At 33.9% G+C, this 16,082-nt stretch carries 12 protein-coding genes; 6 read left to right on the top strand and 6 right to left on the bottom strand.

Annotated elements, in window-relative coordinates; all coding sequences use genetic code 11:
- Nucleotides 1-64: 64 nt before the first annotated feature.
- From V7M80_RS02100 to tsaD, 4 genes are all read right to left on the bottom strand, one after another.
- Nucleotides 65-1,021 (bottom strand): zinc metalloprotease, encoded by a 957-nt coding sequence (locus V7M80_RS02100; RefSeq protein ID WP_333693710.1) that lies wholly within the window; start codon nucleotides 1,019-1,021, stop codon nucleotides 65-67.
- 132 nt (nucleotides 1,022-1,153) lie between these two features.
- The gene (locus V7M80_RS02095) at nucleotides 1,154-1,795 is read right to left on the bottom strand and encodes a DUF4159 domain-containing protein (RefSeq protein ID WP_333694001.1); all 642 of its coding nucleotides are present in this window, start codon (nucleotides 1,793-1,795) and stop codon (nucleotides 1,154-1,156) included.
- Between the two features lie 13 nt (nucleotides 1,796-1,808).
- A complete protein-coding gene (locus V7M80_RS02090; protein WP_333693709.1) occupies nucleotides 1,809-2,516 on the bottom strand; it encodes a 16S rRNA (uracil(1498)-N(3))-methyltransferase in 708 nt (235 codons plus the stop codon).
- Nucleotides 2,516-3,538 carry a tRNA (adenosine(37)-N6)-threonylcarbamoyltransferase complex transferase subunit TsaD gene (gene tsaD, locus V7M80_RS02085; protein ID WP_333693708.1) on the bottom strand — a complete coding sequence of 341 codons (1,023 nt, stop codon included), beginning with the start codon at nucleotides 3,536-3,538 and terminating at the stop codon, nucleotides 2,516-2,518. The genes V7M80_RS02090 and tsaD overlap by 1 nt, the downstream gene beginning before the upstream one ends.
- A 179-nt stretch (nucleotides 3,539-3,717) precedes the next feature.
- Here tsaD and V7M80_RS02080 point away from each other — a divergent pair, with 179 nt between their 5' ends.
- The 5 genes from V7M80_RS02080 to V7M80_RS02060 all read left to right on the top strand — a co-directional run bounded on the left by V7M80_RS02080 (nucleotide 3,718) and on the right by V7M80_RS02060 (nucleotide 11,681).
- A complete protein-coding gene (locus V7M80_RS02080; protein ID WP_333693707.1) occupies nucleotides 3,718-8,166 on the top strand; it encodes a translocation/assembly module TamB domain-containing protein in 4,449 nt (1,482 codons plus the stop codon).
- Nucleotides 8,167-8,303: 137 nt separating this feature from the next.
- Nucleotides 8,304-9,290, top strand: coding sequence for a 6-phosphofructokinase (pfkA, locus tag V7M80_RS02075; protein ID WP_333693706.1), 987 nt, complete (start codon nucleotides 8,304-8,306; stop codon nucleotides 9,288-9,290).
- 62 nt (nucleotides 9,291-9,352) lie between these two features.
- Nucleotides 9,353-10,360 carry a type I glyceraldehyde-3-phosphate dehydrogenase gene (gene gap, locus V7M80_RS02070; protein WP_333693705.1) on the top strand — a complete coding sequence of 336 codons (1,008 nt, stop codon included), beginning with the start codon at nucleotides 9,353-9,355 and terminating at the stop codon, nucleotides 10,358-10,360.
- 61 nt (nucleotides 10,361-10,421) lie between these two features.
- A complete protein-coding gene (locus V7M80_RS02065) occupies nucleotides 10,422-11,273 on the top strand; it encodes a BadF/BadG/BcrA/BcrD ATPase family protein (protein WP_333693704.1) in 852 nt (283 codons plus the stop codon).
- Between the two features lie 42 nt (nucleotides 11,274-11,315).
- A complete protein-coding gene (locus V7M80_RS02060) occupies nucleotides 11,316-11,681 on the top strand; it encodes a methylglyoxal synthase (protein ID WP_333693703.1) in 366 nt (121 codons plus the stop codon).
- Nucleotides 11,682-11,683: 2 nt separating this feature from the next.
- Here V7M80_RS02060 and V7M80_RS02055 read toward each other — a convergent pair whose 3' ends face one another.
- Both V7M80_RS02055 and V7M80_RS02050 read right to left on the bottom strand, forming a co-directional pair.
- On the bottom strand, nucleotides 11,684-12,067 hold the full coding sequence (locus tag V7M80_RS02055) for a RidA family protein (protein ID WP_333693702.1): 384 nt from the start codon (nucleotides 12,065-12,067) through the stop codon (nucleotides 11,684-11,686).
- A 3-nt stretch (nucleotides 12,068-12,070) separates the two neighbouring features.
- A complete protein-coding gene (locus V7M80_RS02050; protein WP_333693701.1) occupies nucleotides 12,071-14,782 on the bottom strand; it encodes a putative LPS assembly protein LptD in 2,712 nt (903 codons plus the stop codon).
- 82 nt (nucleotides 14,783-14,864) lie between these two features.
- Between V7M80_RS02050 and V7M80_RS02045 the strand changes: the two genes are divergently transcribed.
- Nucleotides 14,865-16,058, top strand: coding sequence for an N-acetylmuramoyl-L-alanine amidase (locus tag V7M80_RS02045; protein ID WP_333693700.1), 1,194 nt, complete (start codon nucleotides 14,865-14,867; stop codon nucleotides 16,056-16,058).
- Nucleotides 16,059-16,082: the final 24 nt, after the last annotated feature.

The raw sequence follows: 16,082 nt of genomic DNA, 5'->3' as shown, positions 1-16,082 counted from the left end.
GTTTGCATAAAAATAAAAAAACTCGCCATTAAAAGACGAGTTTTTATAAAATATTTGCAAGAACTTATTGAGCAAATGAATTTCTTGGACCTCCAGCAGCAAATATGGCTAACATTCTGCTTTTTTGACCGTTTGAAAACATATACATACAAGCATCATCAGAATAATCCATATAGTTCATTGTCATTTCTCTTGGAGTTCCTGAGCAAGTTGAAAAATGAGGTTGAGATGGGCATCCATAGTTTGGACCATTGTGTACAGGTGTATCTGCCACAAAGTCATTTCCACAAGTTGCATCACCCCAAATATGGCGTAAATTCATCCAGTGTCCTACTTCGTGAGTAGCTGTTCTACCTTTGTTAAATGGAGCTGTTGCCGTACCGGTATTTCCAAAATATCTAGAGTCGATTACCACACCGTCTGTAGATAAACTTCCACCAGGGAATTGGGCATAACCTAATATTCCACCTCCAATAGTACATACCCACATGTTTAGATTTGTAGCAGGACTTGTAGCTGCAATACCTCCTTTTCTGGCGTTTTTCATATCGTCTCTTGTGCCCCAAGATGTTTTTGTAGTAGATTTTCGGATTACTTGTTCTAGAACAAAACGTATTCCAACATTGGCTTTAACACCAGAAAAATCAGCTGGGACTAAATTAAAATCAGGGTTTTGTCCGTTAAAATCTTGATTTAATACATCAATTTGTGATTGTATTTGAGCTAAAGATATATTTTCTGCAGCTGTACGATAAAGTACATTTACAACAACCGGAATTTCGATTACTCCGTTTACCAAACGATTACTTGCAATAGCTTCTTGCGTAAAAGTTTCAATTTCTCGCATTCTACTTCCCAAACTAGGGTCACTCTTCAGTTGTTCATCCAGCACATGCATAGATCCACAACCTCTTTGTGCAGCAAAGTGAACTGCACTTTTTTCGTCTAACTTAGTAGATTCCTCTTTGGAGCATCCTAATACAAATAGCAGGGCAGATGCTAAAACTAAGATTTTTTTCATAATTAATTAAAATTTCGTGGTTAATAGTTAAAATATGTTAATTTATTGCAATTTTATACATTATTGAATGTGTTATAACGACACATTCAAAAAGTTATTAACAATTTTAATTAAATATGTTATTTTTTAACTTTAATTATTGAAAATGTAATAAAGTATATTTGCACCCATTTTTAAAGCTGTTTCTCTTACATTGGGTGGATTGTTGTGAACTTCTTCATCTTCCCAACCATCGCCTAAATCGGTTTCAAAGGTGTATAGGAGAACCAATCTGTTGTTTATAAAGATTCCTAAAGCTTGAGGTTTTTCATTTTCATGTTCGTGAATTTTGGGGATACCGTTTGGAAATGAATACGGTTTTTGAAAAATGGGATGATTTTGAGGTATCTCAACTAAATTTTGATTGGGAAATAATTTTTTTATTTCCCTTCTCACATAAACATCCATACCATAATTGTCATCAAAATGAATAAATCCGCCTGAATTTAAATAATTTCTCAAATTCATAATTTCGGCATCACTAAAAACAATGTTTCCATGTCCGGTTGCATGTACATATGGATAGGAAAACAGTTCTGAACTACCCGGCTCTACAGTTCCCGGTTTGGGATTGATTTTGGTTTGAATGGATTTGTTACAAAATTTAATTAAGTTGGGTAAAGATGTTGGATTGGCGTACCAATCACCTCCACCATTGTATTTAAGCAATGCAATTTCTTGCCCATTGCTTAGAGTTGAAAATCCTAAGAATACTAAAAGGATGATTTTTTTCATCACGTATTTGGTTCTAATTTTCATTTTTTAAATTTAAAATGTGACATCCTACTACTGCAGCCGTTTCGGTACGTAATCGGGTATTGCCCAACGAAACAGGAATAAAGTCGTGTTTTATGGCTGTTTGTATTTCATCTGATGTAAAATCGCCTTCTGGACCTATCAATAAGTGATAATCCATTTTTGGAAGGCACTCTTGGAAAAGCTGACTCTTGTCTGACTCTTCACAATGAGCTATAAATTTTTGCCCTTTAAAAGGCTTCTTCAGGAACTCAGATAATTTGATTGGTTGATTTAGACGTGGCAAAAAATATTGATTGGATTGTTTCATTGCTGCCAAAATAACTTTTTCAAAGCGTTCGGAATTAATGGCTTTTCGTTCAGAACGATTACAAAAAACAGGGGTTATTTCTTGTATTCCAATTTCTGTTGCTTTTTCTAAAAACCATTCAAAACGATCATTCATTTTGGTGGGAGCAACTGCCAAATGAATTTTAAATTTTGGAGCTTCATAGTTTTTTACTTGCAAAACTTTTACATTACATTTGGTATCGGAAATAGAAATTATTTCAGTCTCAAATAAACTACCTAATCCATTGGTTACAAATAATATATCGCCAATAGCCTTTCGTAATACTTTATGTATATGTTTGCTTTCTTCTTTCTCAAAAGTGAAGCTCAAAGAAGAATTTGATGCGGATGGATTATAAAATAACTGCATTACATTTCAATTCGGGCTTTCGAAACCACATTTGTACTCTCAAATTTTTGATTCATGAATTTGTAATATCCAACAATTCCAATCATAGCTGCGTTGTCTGTTGTATATTCAAATTTTGGAATGTAAGTTTTCCATCCGTATTTTGTTTCGGCTTCTTTTAGAGTGTTTCTTATTCCCGAATTTGCAGAAACACCACCTCCTATGGCAACTCTATTGATGCCGGTTTCATGTACAGCCAATTTTATTTTATCCATTAGGATATCAATTATGATTTGTTGTACTGATGCACAAATATCATTGAGGTTTTGAGTTACAAACTCCGGATTTTGTTGCATGTTTTTTTGGATAAAATATAATATTTGTGTTTTCAATCCGGAAAAACTAAAATCCAATCCGCTTACTTTAGGTTTAGTAAATGCAAATTTTTTTGAATCTCCCAATGCGGCATATTTGTCAATTAAAGGCCCGCCCGGATAGGGAAGTCCTAAGATTTTAGCGGTTTTATCAAAGGCTTCTCCAACCGCATCATCTGTAGTTTCACCAATAACTTTAAAGGAAAAAAAGTCGTTTACTTGAACAATTTGTGTGTGACCGCCCGAAATGGTGAGGGCTAAAAATGGGAATTCCGGTTTATCATAACCGTCTTCATGAATAAAATGTGCCAAGATATGTGCTTGCATGTGATGCACGGCTAGTAACGGAATTTCTAATGCCATGGCCAATGATTTGGCAAAAGAACTTCCCACCAATAGCGAACCCATTAAGCCCGGTCCTTGAGTAAAAGCTATAGCGTCAAGGTCTTTTTTATCTATTCCTGCTTTGCGTAAAGCCATTTCTACAACCGGAACTATATTTTGCTGGTGTGCTCTTGAAGCCAACTCCGGTATTACTCCACCATATTCTTCATGTATAGATTGTCGGGCTACAAGATTGGAAAGAACGCTATCATTTTGAAGTACGGCTGCTGCAGTATCATCACAGGAACTTTCTATAGCTAAAATATTTACTTTTTTTTCTGACATAAAAAGGCACGAAAATTGAATTATATTTGTTACTTGTAATAGATTAAATAAATCTTGATTTTCTTCAGTTCATTTAACTATTTTTGTTTGTTGTAAAAATAGCAAATTACAAGCATGTTATACAAATTTTAATACCAACACCAATTAAAAAGTTTCGTAAAATACTTATACGCCTCTTCGTGGGTTTTTTACTCCTAATTCTACTATTAGGGTTCACTCTTTCTTTACCTTTTGTACAAACTAAAATTGGCAGTGTAATTACCGAAAAAATCAACAATGATTTTGGAACTGATATTACCATACAAAAAGTTTCGGTTACGGTTTTTGGTGGTGTGAAATTGAAACAAGTGTTGGTAAGAGATCACCACAAAGATACTTTATTTTATATTACCAGATTTAAAACATCAATTTCGGACTACAAGAGATTGTATGAAGGTGACTTATTATTTGGATCGGCACAAATGGATGGTTTTTTATTCAAATTGAAACACTATAAAAACGAATCTGAAACCAATTTAGATCGTTTTGTTGCTGCATTTGATGATGGAAAACCTTCCTCGGGAAAATTTTTACTTAAAGCCGATCGAATTGACTTGAAAAACAGCCGTTTTATCATGCTGGATGAAAACAAAGAAGTGGTTAAAGATGTTGATTTTTTAGACCTAAATGCCACTTTATTGGATTTTAAAATTAAAGGATCAGATGTAACTTCTTTAATTCAAAACATGTCTTTTAAAGATTTTAGAGGATTGAAAGTTAATGAATTGGATGCAGATTTTACTTATACCAAAAAAAATATTATACTTAATAATCTTAAGACCAAAACCTCAAATTCATCTCTTGAAGGTGCGGTAGTTCTGAAATACAAACGTGAGGATTTTTCAGATTTCAATAATAAAGTGGTGTTTGATGTTCAATTGGATAATGCTGTAATTTCAACAAATGATATTTATTATTTTTATAAAGAGTTAGGAAGAAACAATTCTTTTGTTTTAAGTACTCATTTAACAGGAACCTTAAATAATTTTACAGCCGAAAACTTAAAACTGGTTGATCAATTTAACTCTGAAATCTATGGACAAGTAAACTTTCAAAATTTGTTTTCCAAAAATGATCAAAGTTTTTATATGGAAGGCTCATTTGAAAAAGTTACTTCAAATTACCAAGATTTAATAAGACTTTTGCCCAATATTTTGGGAAAATCACTACCTAGTTCTTTGGCTAAAATGGGTCAATTTACAATTACCGGAACCACACAAGTTTCTACACAATCAATTGTTGCAGATATAGATATGCAAACTTCTTTAGGCGGTTTGGAATCAAATTTAATTATATCGAATACCCAGAATATAGACAATGCCTCTTATGAAGGAATGGTTAAACTCAAAGCATTTGACGTAGGGACTTTAATTAATAGAAAAGATATTGGATTGGTTTCGCTGGATGCTAAAGTTAATGGAAAAGGATTTACAGAACAATATATAGATACGCGTATCAGAGGAGCTCTATCTTTACTTCAATACAACCAATACAATTATACCGGAATTGTAGTAGACGGTAATTTTAAAAAGCCCATTTTTTCCGGAAAAGTCAATGTCAACGATCCCAACTTATTCATGGAATTTGATGGAGTAGTAGATGTTTCAAAGAATGAAAATATTTACAAATTTACGACTCAAATAGATTATGCCAATCTACACGCTTTGCAGTTTATGAAAGACAGCATCTCGGTATTTAAAGGAAAAGTTTACAGTAACCTGATTGGGAATAGTATAGATAATTTACACGGAGAAGTTTTGGTAGAGCAAACTTCTTATCAAAATGTAAAAGATATCTATATTTTTGATAATTTTAAATTGGTTTCTTCTTTTGATGCCAATAGAGAGCGAACTATAACCATAAATTCTCCAGATATAGTAGAAGGTAAAGTAGTTGGAAAATTTGATTTTTATGATGTGCCGGATATCATAGAAAATGCATTGGGTAGTATTTATACAAATTACAAGCCCAACAAGGTAAGAAAAGGGCAATATCTCAAATTTAATTTTTCGATATTCAATAAAATTGTAGAGATTTTCTTCCCTTCCTTAACCTTAAGTCCCAATACATTTGTTAGGGGTAATATGAATTCGGATACCAATGATTTTAAATTGAATTTTGAATCTCCCGAAATTTCTCTCAATGAAATTAAATTTGAAAAAGTAGCCGCTTATTTGGATAACAAAAACCCATTATTTAATACCTATGTTAGTGTCGATTCGTTAAAATCAAAGTGGTATAAAATTGCCGATTTCAATTTGATAAATGTAACTCAAAAAGACTCAATGTTTATTCGAACCGAGTTTAAAGGAGGTAAAAAATTGGAAGATTATTACAATATAGATGCCTATCATACTCTTGATGAAAACTCAAATAGCGTAGTTGGATTTTTAAAATCTGAATTGAATTTTAAAGATTATCTATGGAATTTGAATGAGACCAATAACAATAGAAACAAAATCATTTTTGATAAAGAATTTAAAAATTTCAATTTTGATGCTTTGGTTCTTACGCATCAAAATCAAAAAGTTTCACTCAACGGTCTTTTAAGTAAGAATGAAAAAGATTTGTCATTAGCTTTTGATAATGTAAATCTCGGAAAAATAATTCCCGATATAGATAATGTTATGGTAGAAGGAAATTTAGACGGACAAATAAATTTCAAACAAATTTTTACCAATTATGAGCCCTATGCATCTTTGGATGTGAATGACCTAAAAATTAATTCCATTGCTTTAGGAAACTTGAGTTTAGATATTACCGGGACCGATGATTTAAAGTCGTTTGAGGTATCTTCTTCCTTACGTAACAAAGATTTAGAGAGTTTTTTAATTGACGGTTTGGTAACTTTTGATAACCAAAATCCAAATCTAAATCTGGACTTAAAGCTAAATAATTTCAACATTGGAGCTTTTGGAGCCATTGGTGGTGAAGTTATTTCGAATATAAGAGGTTTGGTTTCAGGTAGTGCCAATTTTAAAGGAAATCTTTCAAATCCGGAAATGAACGGACGTTTGTTTTTTAATAATGCAGGTTTAACAGTTCCCTATTTAAATGTAGATTACCAACTCCAGCCCAATGCTATAGTCGACCTAACCGAAAGACAATTTTTAATTCGCAACATTGAGTTAACAGATACAAAATACAAGTCTAAAGGAACTTTGTCCGGAAATATACGTCACTCTAATTTATCCGATTGGAAACTCGATTTGGAAGTAAATTCAAATTATTTGGCTGTATTGGATACAAAAGACTCAGATGATGCCTATTATTACGGAAAAGCTTTTATTTCTGGGAATGCCTCTATTACAGGCCCAACAAATGCTTTGTTGATAGCGGTTAATGCCAAGTCTGAAAAAGGTACTGCTATAAAAATTCCTATTTCTGATGTGCAATCCGTTGGTGATAAAAGTTTTATTCATTTTGTTACTAAAGAAGAAAAGTACAATTTGGGAAGTAATTCATCACCCGGAAGCAGAAATTACAATGGTTTAGAATTAGTTTTTGAGTTGGATATAAACAAAAATGCCGAAATTGAAGTTATACTCGACAAAGAAACCAATCACAATATGGTGGGTAGAGGGGTAGGTATATTGTCACTGCAAATAAACACTTTAGGCAAATTCAATATGTTTGGAGATTTTATGGTTGAACAAGGAGTTTATAATTTTAAATATAGAGGATTAGTTAGTAAAAAATTTGACGTAAAAAAGAATGGAAATATAGTTTGGGAAGGCGATCCTATGAGAGCGAGACTTAATTTGGAAGCGATTTACGAAACTCGAGCCAATCCCGGTATATTGCTTAACAACACCACAGTAAACCAAAAAGTACCGGTAGAGGTTGCTATTGCAATCAATGGTACCATTACAAATCCGGAACCCGATTTTAATATTAATTTTCCAACCATAAGCTCTGTTCTAAAATCTGAAATTCAAACCAAATTGGACGATAAAGATACGCGGAATACTCAGGCCTTATATCTTTTAGCATCGGGTAGTTTTTTAAGTCCGGAAGGTGGAGCTGTAGGGCAAAATGCATTGTATAACAATCTTTTTGAAACCGTTAGTGGTGTTTTTGATAATATATTCAATGACGAGGAAAGCAAAATCAATATTGGTGTAGGGTATGTTGCCGCCGATAGAACTCCCGGTAGAGAAACAGATGGAAATGTGGGAGTAACCACATCGTTTAATTTAAATGATAGAATATCGGTAAATGGTAATCTTGGTGTACCCATTGGAGGGATTAATGATGCTGCTGTAGTAGGTGATGTAGAAATATTGTATCGGGTAAACAAAGACGGAACTCTTAATATGAGAGTTTTCAATAGAGAAAATGATATCAATTATATAGGTGAAGGTATAGGCTATACTCAGGGTTTAGGGGTTTCGTATCAAGTGGATTTTGATACCTTCAAAGAATTAATATCCAAAGTTTTCAAGAACGCCAAAGTTACAGAAGAACAATCTAATTCGGATGAATTTCCGGATTCCGATTTTGCACCTGAGTTTATAAAATTTACAGAAAGAAAAAAGGTGAAAACTTCACAACCCAAAACAGATCCTTCAAGAGCTCCTGAGGAGTAGTTATTTAAACCTCAATTTCCACATTTATAAAACTTATTAACGAAAACGTTTGATTTTTGGTTAATTTACCAATTATATAAATTCGTGTTATTTTAAGTCGTATTTCTTTGCTAACTTTACATTATAAACATATAAAAATGAATAATACTATAAAAAAAGTAGGTGTTTTAACTTCCGGTGGCGATTCACCCGGAATGAATGCAGCTATTCGTTCTGTAGTGAGAACTTGTGCATACCACAATATTGAATGTATCGGAATTTACAGAGGGTATCAAGGAATGATAGAAGGCGATTTTAAAGAAATGGGGCCGCGTTCCGTTAACAACATAGTGAATAAGGGAGGTACCATTCTTAAATCTGCTCGTTCCAAAGAATTTATGACTCCGGAAGGTAGACAAAAAGCTCATGCAAATTTAATTAAAGAAGGAGTTGATGCTCTGGTAGTAATTGGTGGAGACGGCAGTTTTACCGGAGGTTTGGTTTTTAATAAAGAGTTTGGGTTTCCTGTTATTGGAATACCCGGAACGATAGATAATGATATTTACGGTACCAGCCATACTTTAGGATATGATACCGCACTAAATACTGTTGTAGAATGTATTGATAAAATTAGAGACACAGCCAGTTCACACAATCGCTTGTTTTTTGTTGAAGTAATGGGAAGAGATGCCGGTCACATAGCCTTAAACGCTGGGATTGGAGCTGGAGCAGAGGAAATTTTAATTCCGGAAGAAGATTTAGGTTTAGATCGATTATTGGAATCTTTACAAAAAAGTAAAGCCTCTGGTAAATCATCCAGTATAGTAGTTGTGGCCGAAGGGGACAAAATGGGTAAAAATGTTTTTGAACTAAAAGATTACATCGAACAACATTTTCCCGAATACGATATCCGTGTATCTGTTCTTGGTCACATGCAAAGAGGTGGAGCTCCATCTTGTTTTGATCGTGTACTTGCCAGTAGATTGGGAGTTAAAGCAGTTGAATCTCTATTAGAAGGCAAATCGAACTACATGGTAGGCCTTCTTCAAGACGAAGTAACACTCACTCCCTTAGAAATGGCAATCAAAGGACATTATCCTATAGATATGGAACTCCTTAGAGTTTCTGATATCATGTCAACGTAATTAAAAAATTGTATAATAATCTGCCTCTCGTTTTTTCGAAAGGCCATAAACAAACAAACAAAATGTCAAAAGTAAAATTAGGAATTAACGGATTCGGAAGAATTGGAAGAATTGTTTTTAGAGAAACATTCAATCGTGACAATGTAGAAGTAGTTGCCATCAACGACTTATTAGATGTTGAGCATTTGGCTTATCTTTTAAAGTATGATTCAGTTCACGGAAGATTCAATGGTAAAGTAGAAGTAAAAGACGGACAACTTTATGTAAATGATAAATTCATAAGAGTTACTGCCGAGAGAGATCCTAAACTAATTAAATGGGACGATGAAAAAGTAGATGTAGATATCGTTGCAGAATGTACAGGTATTTTTACAACTCTAGAAACCGCTCAAGCTCACATTGATGGTGGTGCCAAAAAAGTAGTTATTTCTGCCCCTTCTGCAGATGCCCCTATGTTTGTAATGGGAGTTAATCATCAAAGTGCAACTGCGGCTCATACTATTGTTTCAAATGCTTCTTGTACAACCAATTGTTTGGCTCCTCTTGCCAAAGTTATCAACGACAATTTTGGTATTGTTGAAGGGTTAATGACCACTATTCACGCAACCACTGCTACCCAGTTAACAGTTGATGGTCCTTCTCGTAAAGATTTTAGAGGTGGAAGAGCCGCTTTGTTAAACATTATTCCTGCCTCTACCGGAGCCGCAAAAGCTGTTGGTAAAGTAATTCCGGAATTAAACGGAAAATTAACCGGAATGTCTATGCGGGTTCCAACTGCTGATGTTTCTGTGGTTGATTTAACCGTAAAAGTTGCCAAAGAAACTTCTTATGATGAAATCATGGCAGTTTTGAAAAAAGCTTCTGAAAATGAATTGAAAGGTATTCTAGGTTTTACAGAAGATGACGTTGTATCGCAAGATTTCGTGTCAGATCCAAGAACTTCAATTATTGATGCCAAAGCCGGTATTGGATTAAACTCTACCTTTTTCAAATTGGTTTCTTGGTATGACAACGAGTATGGATATTCAAGCAAATTAATTGATTTAGCTATCCATATTGCCAAATTGTAATTTTTTCAAATCCCGTTTGATTTTTATTCAAGCGGGATTTTTATAACTAAATCATAAAGAAATGAAATTATTAGTTGATGGAGGATCTACCAAAGCCGATTGGATTGCAATTGATGATGAAGGTAAGGTTCTTTTTACTACACAAACTTTGGGTTTAAATCCGGAAGTTTTAACTAAAGAACAAATTATCAGTAGACTGGATGATAAATTTGATATATCTCAAAACAAACAAAAAGCCAAACAACTCTTTTTCTATGGTGCCGGTTGTGGTACAGACAGGATGAAGAATTTTTTGAGCGAAGTTTTCAAAGGATATTTCAAAAATGCCGAAATAACGGTTCATGAAGATACCTATGCTGCTGTTTATGCCACTACACCTAAAAACGAAGAAGCTATAGTTTGTATTTTGGGTACGGGTTCCAATTGCAGTTTTTTTGATGGGAAAGTATTGCATCAAAAAGTACAATCTTTGGGCTATATAGCCATGGATGATGGCTCCGGAAACCGATTTGGAAGACATTTATTGAGAGGGTACTACTTTAATAAAATGCCCAAAGAATTGGCTCTTGAGTTTGAATCCGAATTTAATTTGGATGCCGATTATATAAAAGCCAATTTATACAAAGAACCCAATCCTAATGCCTACCTAGCAACTCTTGCTAAGTTTATTATTAAACACAAAGAAAATGATTTTTGTAAAAAAATTATTTTTAAAGAACTCAAGAAATTTGCCAAAAATTATATAATGCAATACGATAATTGTAGGGAAGTTCCTGTTCATTTTGTGGGTTCTATTGCATTTTACCTTAAAGATGAACTTACCGAGATTCTAACCAATTACGATATTAAAATTGGAAATGTATTGCGTAGACCAATCGATGGTTTGATTGCCTATCATATCCTAAATAAATAAGAACAAACCACGTTTTTACGTGGTTTTTTTATCTAAAATCATATGGAAATTGCTATTATTGCTCATGATGGAAAAAAAGCAGACATGGTTCAATTTTTGAATAAAAATCGCGAATTTTTAATTCAAAATACCATTAAACTTATTGCTACCGGAACTACTGGTTCAAAAGCAGAATTGGCCGGATTTAAAGTTAAAAAAATGCTTTCAGGACCTCAAGGAGGTGATGCTCAAATAGCTGGTAGAGTAGCCGAAGGTAAAACAAAAATGGTTCTTTTTTTTAAAGACCCTCTTTCGAGTCACCCTCATGAGGCTGATGTAAATATGCTAATACGTGTTTGTGATGTTCACAACATACCGCTTGCAACCAATGAAGCAACTGCCCAGTTGTTGTTAAATGGAATCCGTTAATTTTAAAATTTAACGGCTATAACCGAAATTTCAATATTAACATTTTTTGGTAGACAAGCTACTTGAACCGTTTCACGTGCCGGTGCCGTTTCTTCACTAAAATAGGAACCATAAATTTGGTTAATTCTACCAAAATTATTCATATCCATAATAAAAATCGTAGATTTTATAACATTTTCAAATGTCATATCTGCGGCTTTCAAAATAGCTTCCAAGTTTTTCATCACTTGAGTAGTCTCAGATTCAATCGAATCTATAATTAATTCTCCATTTTCAGGATTTATAGCAATCTGACCCGAAGTATACAGGGTGTTGTTTACCATAACCGCTTGGTTGTAGGAACCTATTGGTGCAGGTGCTGCTGTTGTGTGTATTATTTTCTTCATAAGTTATCGTAATTGTCTATCTGGTAAAGAACGTTTTTCCCACTTAATATCACTAAGTACGGAAGATTTTATGCCTATGAAAAATCCCCAAAAGGCATTTTCTCCATAGGGTGACCAATTGAAATCTATTCTCCAACTTAATAAATCTCTTTCAAATCGAAATTGAGTAAAAGTTACTCCTTGTTGCACAAAATCATATCCGGTAGAAACCCCCATTTTCCAGCGGGGAGTTAAATCAACATTCCCTGAAATCATTACCGAGTTTCCGGTTATTTTTTTCTCTCTGGAATTATTTCCATATGTCAAAGAATAAGCAAAAGTTAAGTCCCATGGTAACTCAGCGTTGTAAAACTGACTGACTTCTCCGGATTCCTCTGACGCGTCAAACTGACTCTCTCTTCTGTCGCTAAAGTCTGTATTTGTTCCAAATAGATCGTCTTCTCGACCCCCATTTCTGGCTCCTTGCGTGTTTTTCTTTTTTTCCTTTCCACTACTGGATAAGGAATAGTTTACTGTCATATTAGCACTTGTCATTCGAAATAAACTACCGCCATTATCAATGTTCCATTTTTCAATTCTTCTTCCTGCTGCATTTATGGCATAGGGGTCTAGTGTTGCCGCAAAGTTCACATTCATTTTGTTATCAAAAAGAGTTGTACCACCACTCATTCGCATAGGTGCCCAACGTAGAGAATCAGCTGCCATGTTGTAACTCGTAGAAAAGTTTAATTGGTTGAGTAACATCACTTTTTTGGGCTCTGTTTTGGTACTGTCTTTATCTGTCATTTTAGCTTCAAAAGTGTTACTCAAATTGAATCCTATAGAATTTGCATAAGAGCTGTTTGGAGCACCAAAAATACCGGTTTCAAATCGCGAGTATTGAGCGGTTCTTCCCGAAGCATCTAAAGCATAGGTATCATAGTATTGCTCAAAACTGGGCGTATAACTATGAGAAATTGAGGGACGCATTACATGTCGGATGGCTTGAATTTTTTTGGTTTCACCAAAATTAAATGTTCCATAAATAGTGGTTCCAACGCTTGTAGAAAAGGAGTAGGTTCTAAAAGCATCAAACCCATTGACGTCTCGTGTAACTACCTGATTTAAATCGGTGTCAAAGTTACGATTGATGGTTTTAAAATACCATACCTCATTGTAGTTGGCACTGGTAGAAACACTAAAATGTCTGAAAACTTTAAAGTTGGTGCTCAACGGAATGGAGTGTTGAAACCCACTTTGAGCATCTCTAAACATTTCCGATTTAAAAAATAGTGAATCTGTAGTAGTAATTCGGTTTTCGCCTCTCAAATTGTACTGAAAGTTAATATTTCTCAAAAATCCTTTTTTGACTCCGTTTTTGGGTGCAAAAGGAAAAATTCGATCTACACTCGCTTGAAGAGTGGGTAAGGTCATATTTATCTCTTGAGTTCTGGTATTTTGATTGTGTGTTGCCGAAAGTGAAAGATTCACTTGGGGAACAGAATTGAAGGTTTTGGCATAAGAAATTGACGAACTCAAATTGTTATTTAGAGTTGACCCCACATTGATTTGATTGAGCGACTGTTGAAAAAATCGACTACTTCCAAGGTTTACTGATGCCGAAAATCGAGAGGATGGATTGGATTTGGCATCCTGTGAATGAGACCATTGAATGTTGTAGATGTTTGATTTGGTATAATCCGGAAAGCCACGCTCACTTTGTATTAAATTTTCAAAACGAATATTAAAATTACCATTGAACTTATATTTTACGGCATAACTTGATTGAAATCGGAGGGCATAACTTCCATTGGTGTAATAATCTCCCAAAATTGCTAAATCGTAATAATCACTCAAAGCTAAATAATAGCCCCCGTTTTGTAAAGAATAACCTTGTCGTCGTGTATCTTGAAATGTAGGTACAATTATTCCGGAACTACTCTCCTCTGTCATGGGAAAAAAAGCGAAAGGTACCGCAATTGGAGTAGGAACATCGGCAATTACCATGTGGGTCAATCCCGTTACCACTTTTTTCTTGGGTACTAATTTAATTTTATTGGTATAAAAGTAATATTCCGGATTGTCAATGTCTTTAGATGTTGTGAATTTGGCACCTTGTAAGAAGTAAACCGAATCATTTTCTTTTTTTGTTTTTTCAGCCAATACTCTAAATTCACCTTGATCTGAACGGGAATTCCATATTAATGCCTTTTGTGTTTTGTAGTTAAATCGAATGGAATCGGGTTCTACCACATTTGAACCCTGTTTGAAAACAGGTCTTTGTGTAAATTTACCTGTTGAATCTTTTATTCTACCAGCATAAACTTCTTGTTTTTCGTAATCCAAAATTATAATGCCGGCTTTCAACTCTATATCTTGATAAAATAACTCAGCTTTATTGTATAAAGTGACTTGCTTTTTCTTTTGATCTATTTTTCGATAGTCAAGTGCATTGTAAGTTACCAATCCTTCCAAAAAAGCTTTTTTTGAAGGTTTCTTAAGTGTATCTTTTCGAATCGTATCGTTTAATTTTACAGTATCATTTGGATTGATTATCAGGCTGTCTTTACTTTTAACCGCAGGAAAATTACCGCCTTTGGGTTTCAAATCCTGACAATAACTTTTTGGTAATCCTACTGTTAGGAAAAATACTGATAAAACGATATGAAATAAGTTTGTACGCAAAGGTTTTAATGCTATTTTTGTAAAATTATGGCTTGGTTTTTGGAGTGCCAAACTTACACAATATTTTTGGTCAAAAATAAGTAAATAATAAAATTTAAAACGTAGAGTTTTAATTTAAATTAACTTTTAGAGTATGTACGATTCAAATAAATTCAAATTTCTATTTCTTACTGTTTTTTTACTGATAGTTTTTTCAGGCTTTTCTCAAAATAATTCCAAATTCAAAGTGGTTCTCGATGCAGGTCATGGAGGTAAAGATTTTGGAACCATTCATCATGGTTATGTAGAGAAAAAGATTGTTTTGAATGTTACTTTATTGGTAGGTAAATTGTTGGAAAAACATAATGATATTCAAGTTGTTTACACCCGAAAAACCGATGTTTTTATAGAATTGAAAGAACGTGCCAATATTGCCAATAGAGCTGATGCCAATTTGTTTGTGTCCATTCATTGTAATGGGGTAAACAATTACGAACCTTATGGAACCGAGACTTTTGTAATGGGTCTTACCCGTAATGCTACAAATTTAGAAGTTGCCAAAAAGGAAAACAGTGTAATTACTTTAGAGTCGGATTATAAAGTTAAATATGCCGGATTTGATCCTAATAACCCTCTTACTTTAACCGGATTGAAGTTGATTCAAGAAGAGAATTTAGATCAAAGTATCTCATTGGCGAGTAAAATTCAAGATAATTTTACCAATAATTTAGGAAGAAAAAACAGAGGAGTAAAACAAGCTCCAATTTGGGTTTTAGATGCTACTGTTATGCCGGGTATTTTGGTTGAATTGGGATTTGTATCCAATAAAAAAGAAGGCGAATATTTGAACAGTGATAAAGGTCAAGAAGAATTGGCTAAAGCAATTGCAGAAGGAATTTTAAAATACAAAAAAGAATATTACGGCACTGGGAGTTCAGTAACAGAAGATGATAAACCTTCTAAACCTTCTACAGAAACTTTACCAAAAGAACAACCTAAGGTTATTGCAGAAACTCCAAAACCCAAATCAGAGGTGCCAGTAGCCGTAAAAGAAGAACCCAAAGTTGAAGTTAAAGAACCAGCTGTGCAAACCGGTGTAGTATTTAAAGTTCAAATATCTGCTAGCGGCAAATTGCTGGATTTGGTTCCTCAAAATTTTAATGGGTTAAGTCCTATTTCAATGCTCAAAGAAAATGGTTTAATCAAATATTTCTTCGCAGAAGAAACAAGTTACGAACAGGCAAAACGCAATTTGCAAGAAGCCAAATCAAAAGGTTATGAATCTGCCTTCATTGTGGCATTTCAAAACGGAAAAAAGATTAGCATTCAAGAAGCATTAAAAAAATAATTTGTCCTAAATTTATTTTAAATT

The sequence above is a fragment of the Flavobacterium sp. genome (genome assembly GCF_036759525.1).
Lineage (GTDB): Bacteria > Bacteroidota > Bacteroidia > Flavobacteriales > Flavobacteriaceae > Flavobacterium.
This window is presented reverse-complemented; position numbering and strand designations above follow the sequence as displayed.

What these genes read in the sequence shown, in the direction of transcription:
- V7M80_RS02060 (WP_333693703.1), top strand. Translation starts at nt 11,316, where the DNA reads ATGGAAATTGCTATTATTGCTCATGATGGAAAAAAAGCAGACATGGTT.
- V7M80_RS02090 (WP_333693709.1), bottom strand. Translation starts at nt 2,516, where the DNA reads ATGCAGTTATTTTATAATCCATCCGCATCAAATTCTTCTTTGAGCTTC.
- pfkA (WP_333693706.1), top strand. Translation starts at nt 8,304, where the DNA reads ATGAATAATACTATAAAAAAAGTAGGTGTTTTAACTTCCGGTGGCGAT.
- V7M80_RS02095 (WP_333694001.1), bottom strand. Translation starts at nt 1,795, where the DNA reads ATGAAAAAAATCATCCTTTTAGTATTCTTAGGATTTTCAACTCTAAGC.
- V7M80_RS02065 (WP_333693704.1), top strand. Translation starts at nt 10,422, where the DNA reads ATGAAATTATTAGTTGATGGAGGATCTACCAAAGCCGATTGGATTGCA.
- gap (WP_333693705.1), top strand. Translation starts at nt 9,353, where the DNA reads ATGTCAAAAGTAAAATTAGGAATTAACGGATTCGGAAGAATTGGAAGA.
- V7M80_RS02045 (WP_333693700.1), top strand. Translation starts at nt 14,865, where the DNA reads ATGTACGATTCAAATAAATTCAAATTTCTATTTCTTACTGTTTTTTTA.
- V7M80_RS02100 (WP_333693710.1), bottom strand. Translation starts at nt 1,021, where the DNA reads ATGAAAAAAATCTTAGTTTTAGCATCTGCCCTGCTATTTGTATTAGGA.
- tsaD (WP_333693708.1), bottom strand. Translation starts at nt 3,538, where the DNA reads ATGTCAGAAAAAAAAGTAAATATTTTAGCTATAGAAAGTTCCTGTGAT.
- V7M80_RS02055 (WP_333693702.1), bottom strand. Translation starts at nt 12,067, where the DNA reads ATGAAGAAAATAATACACACAACAGCAGCACCTGCACCAATAGGTTCC.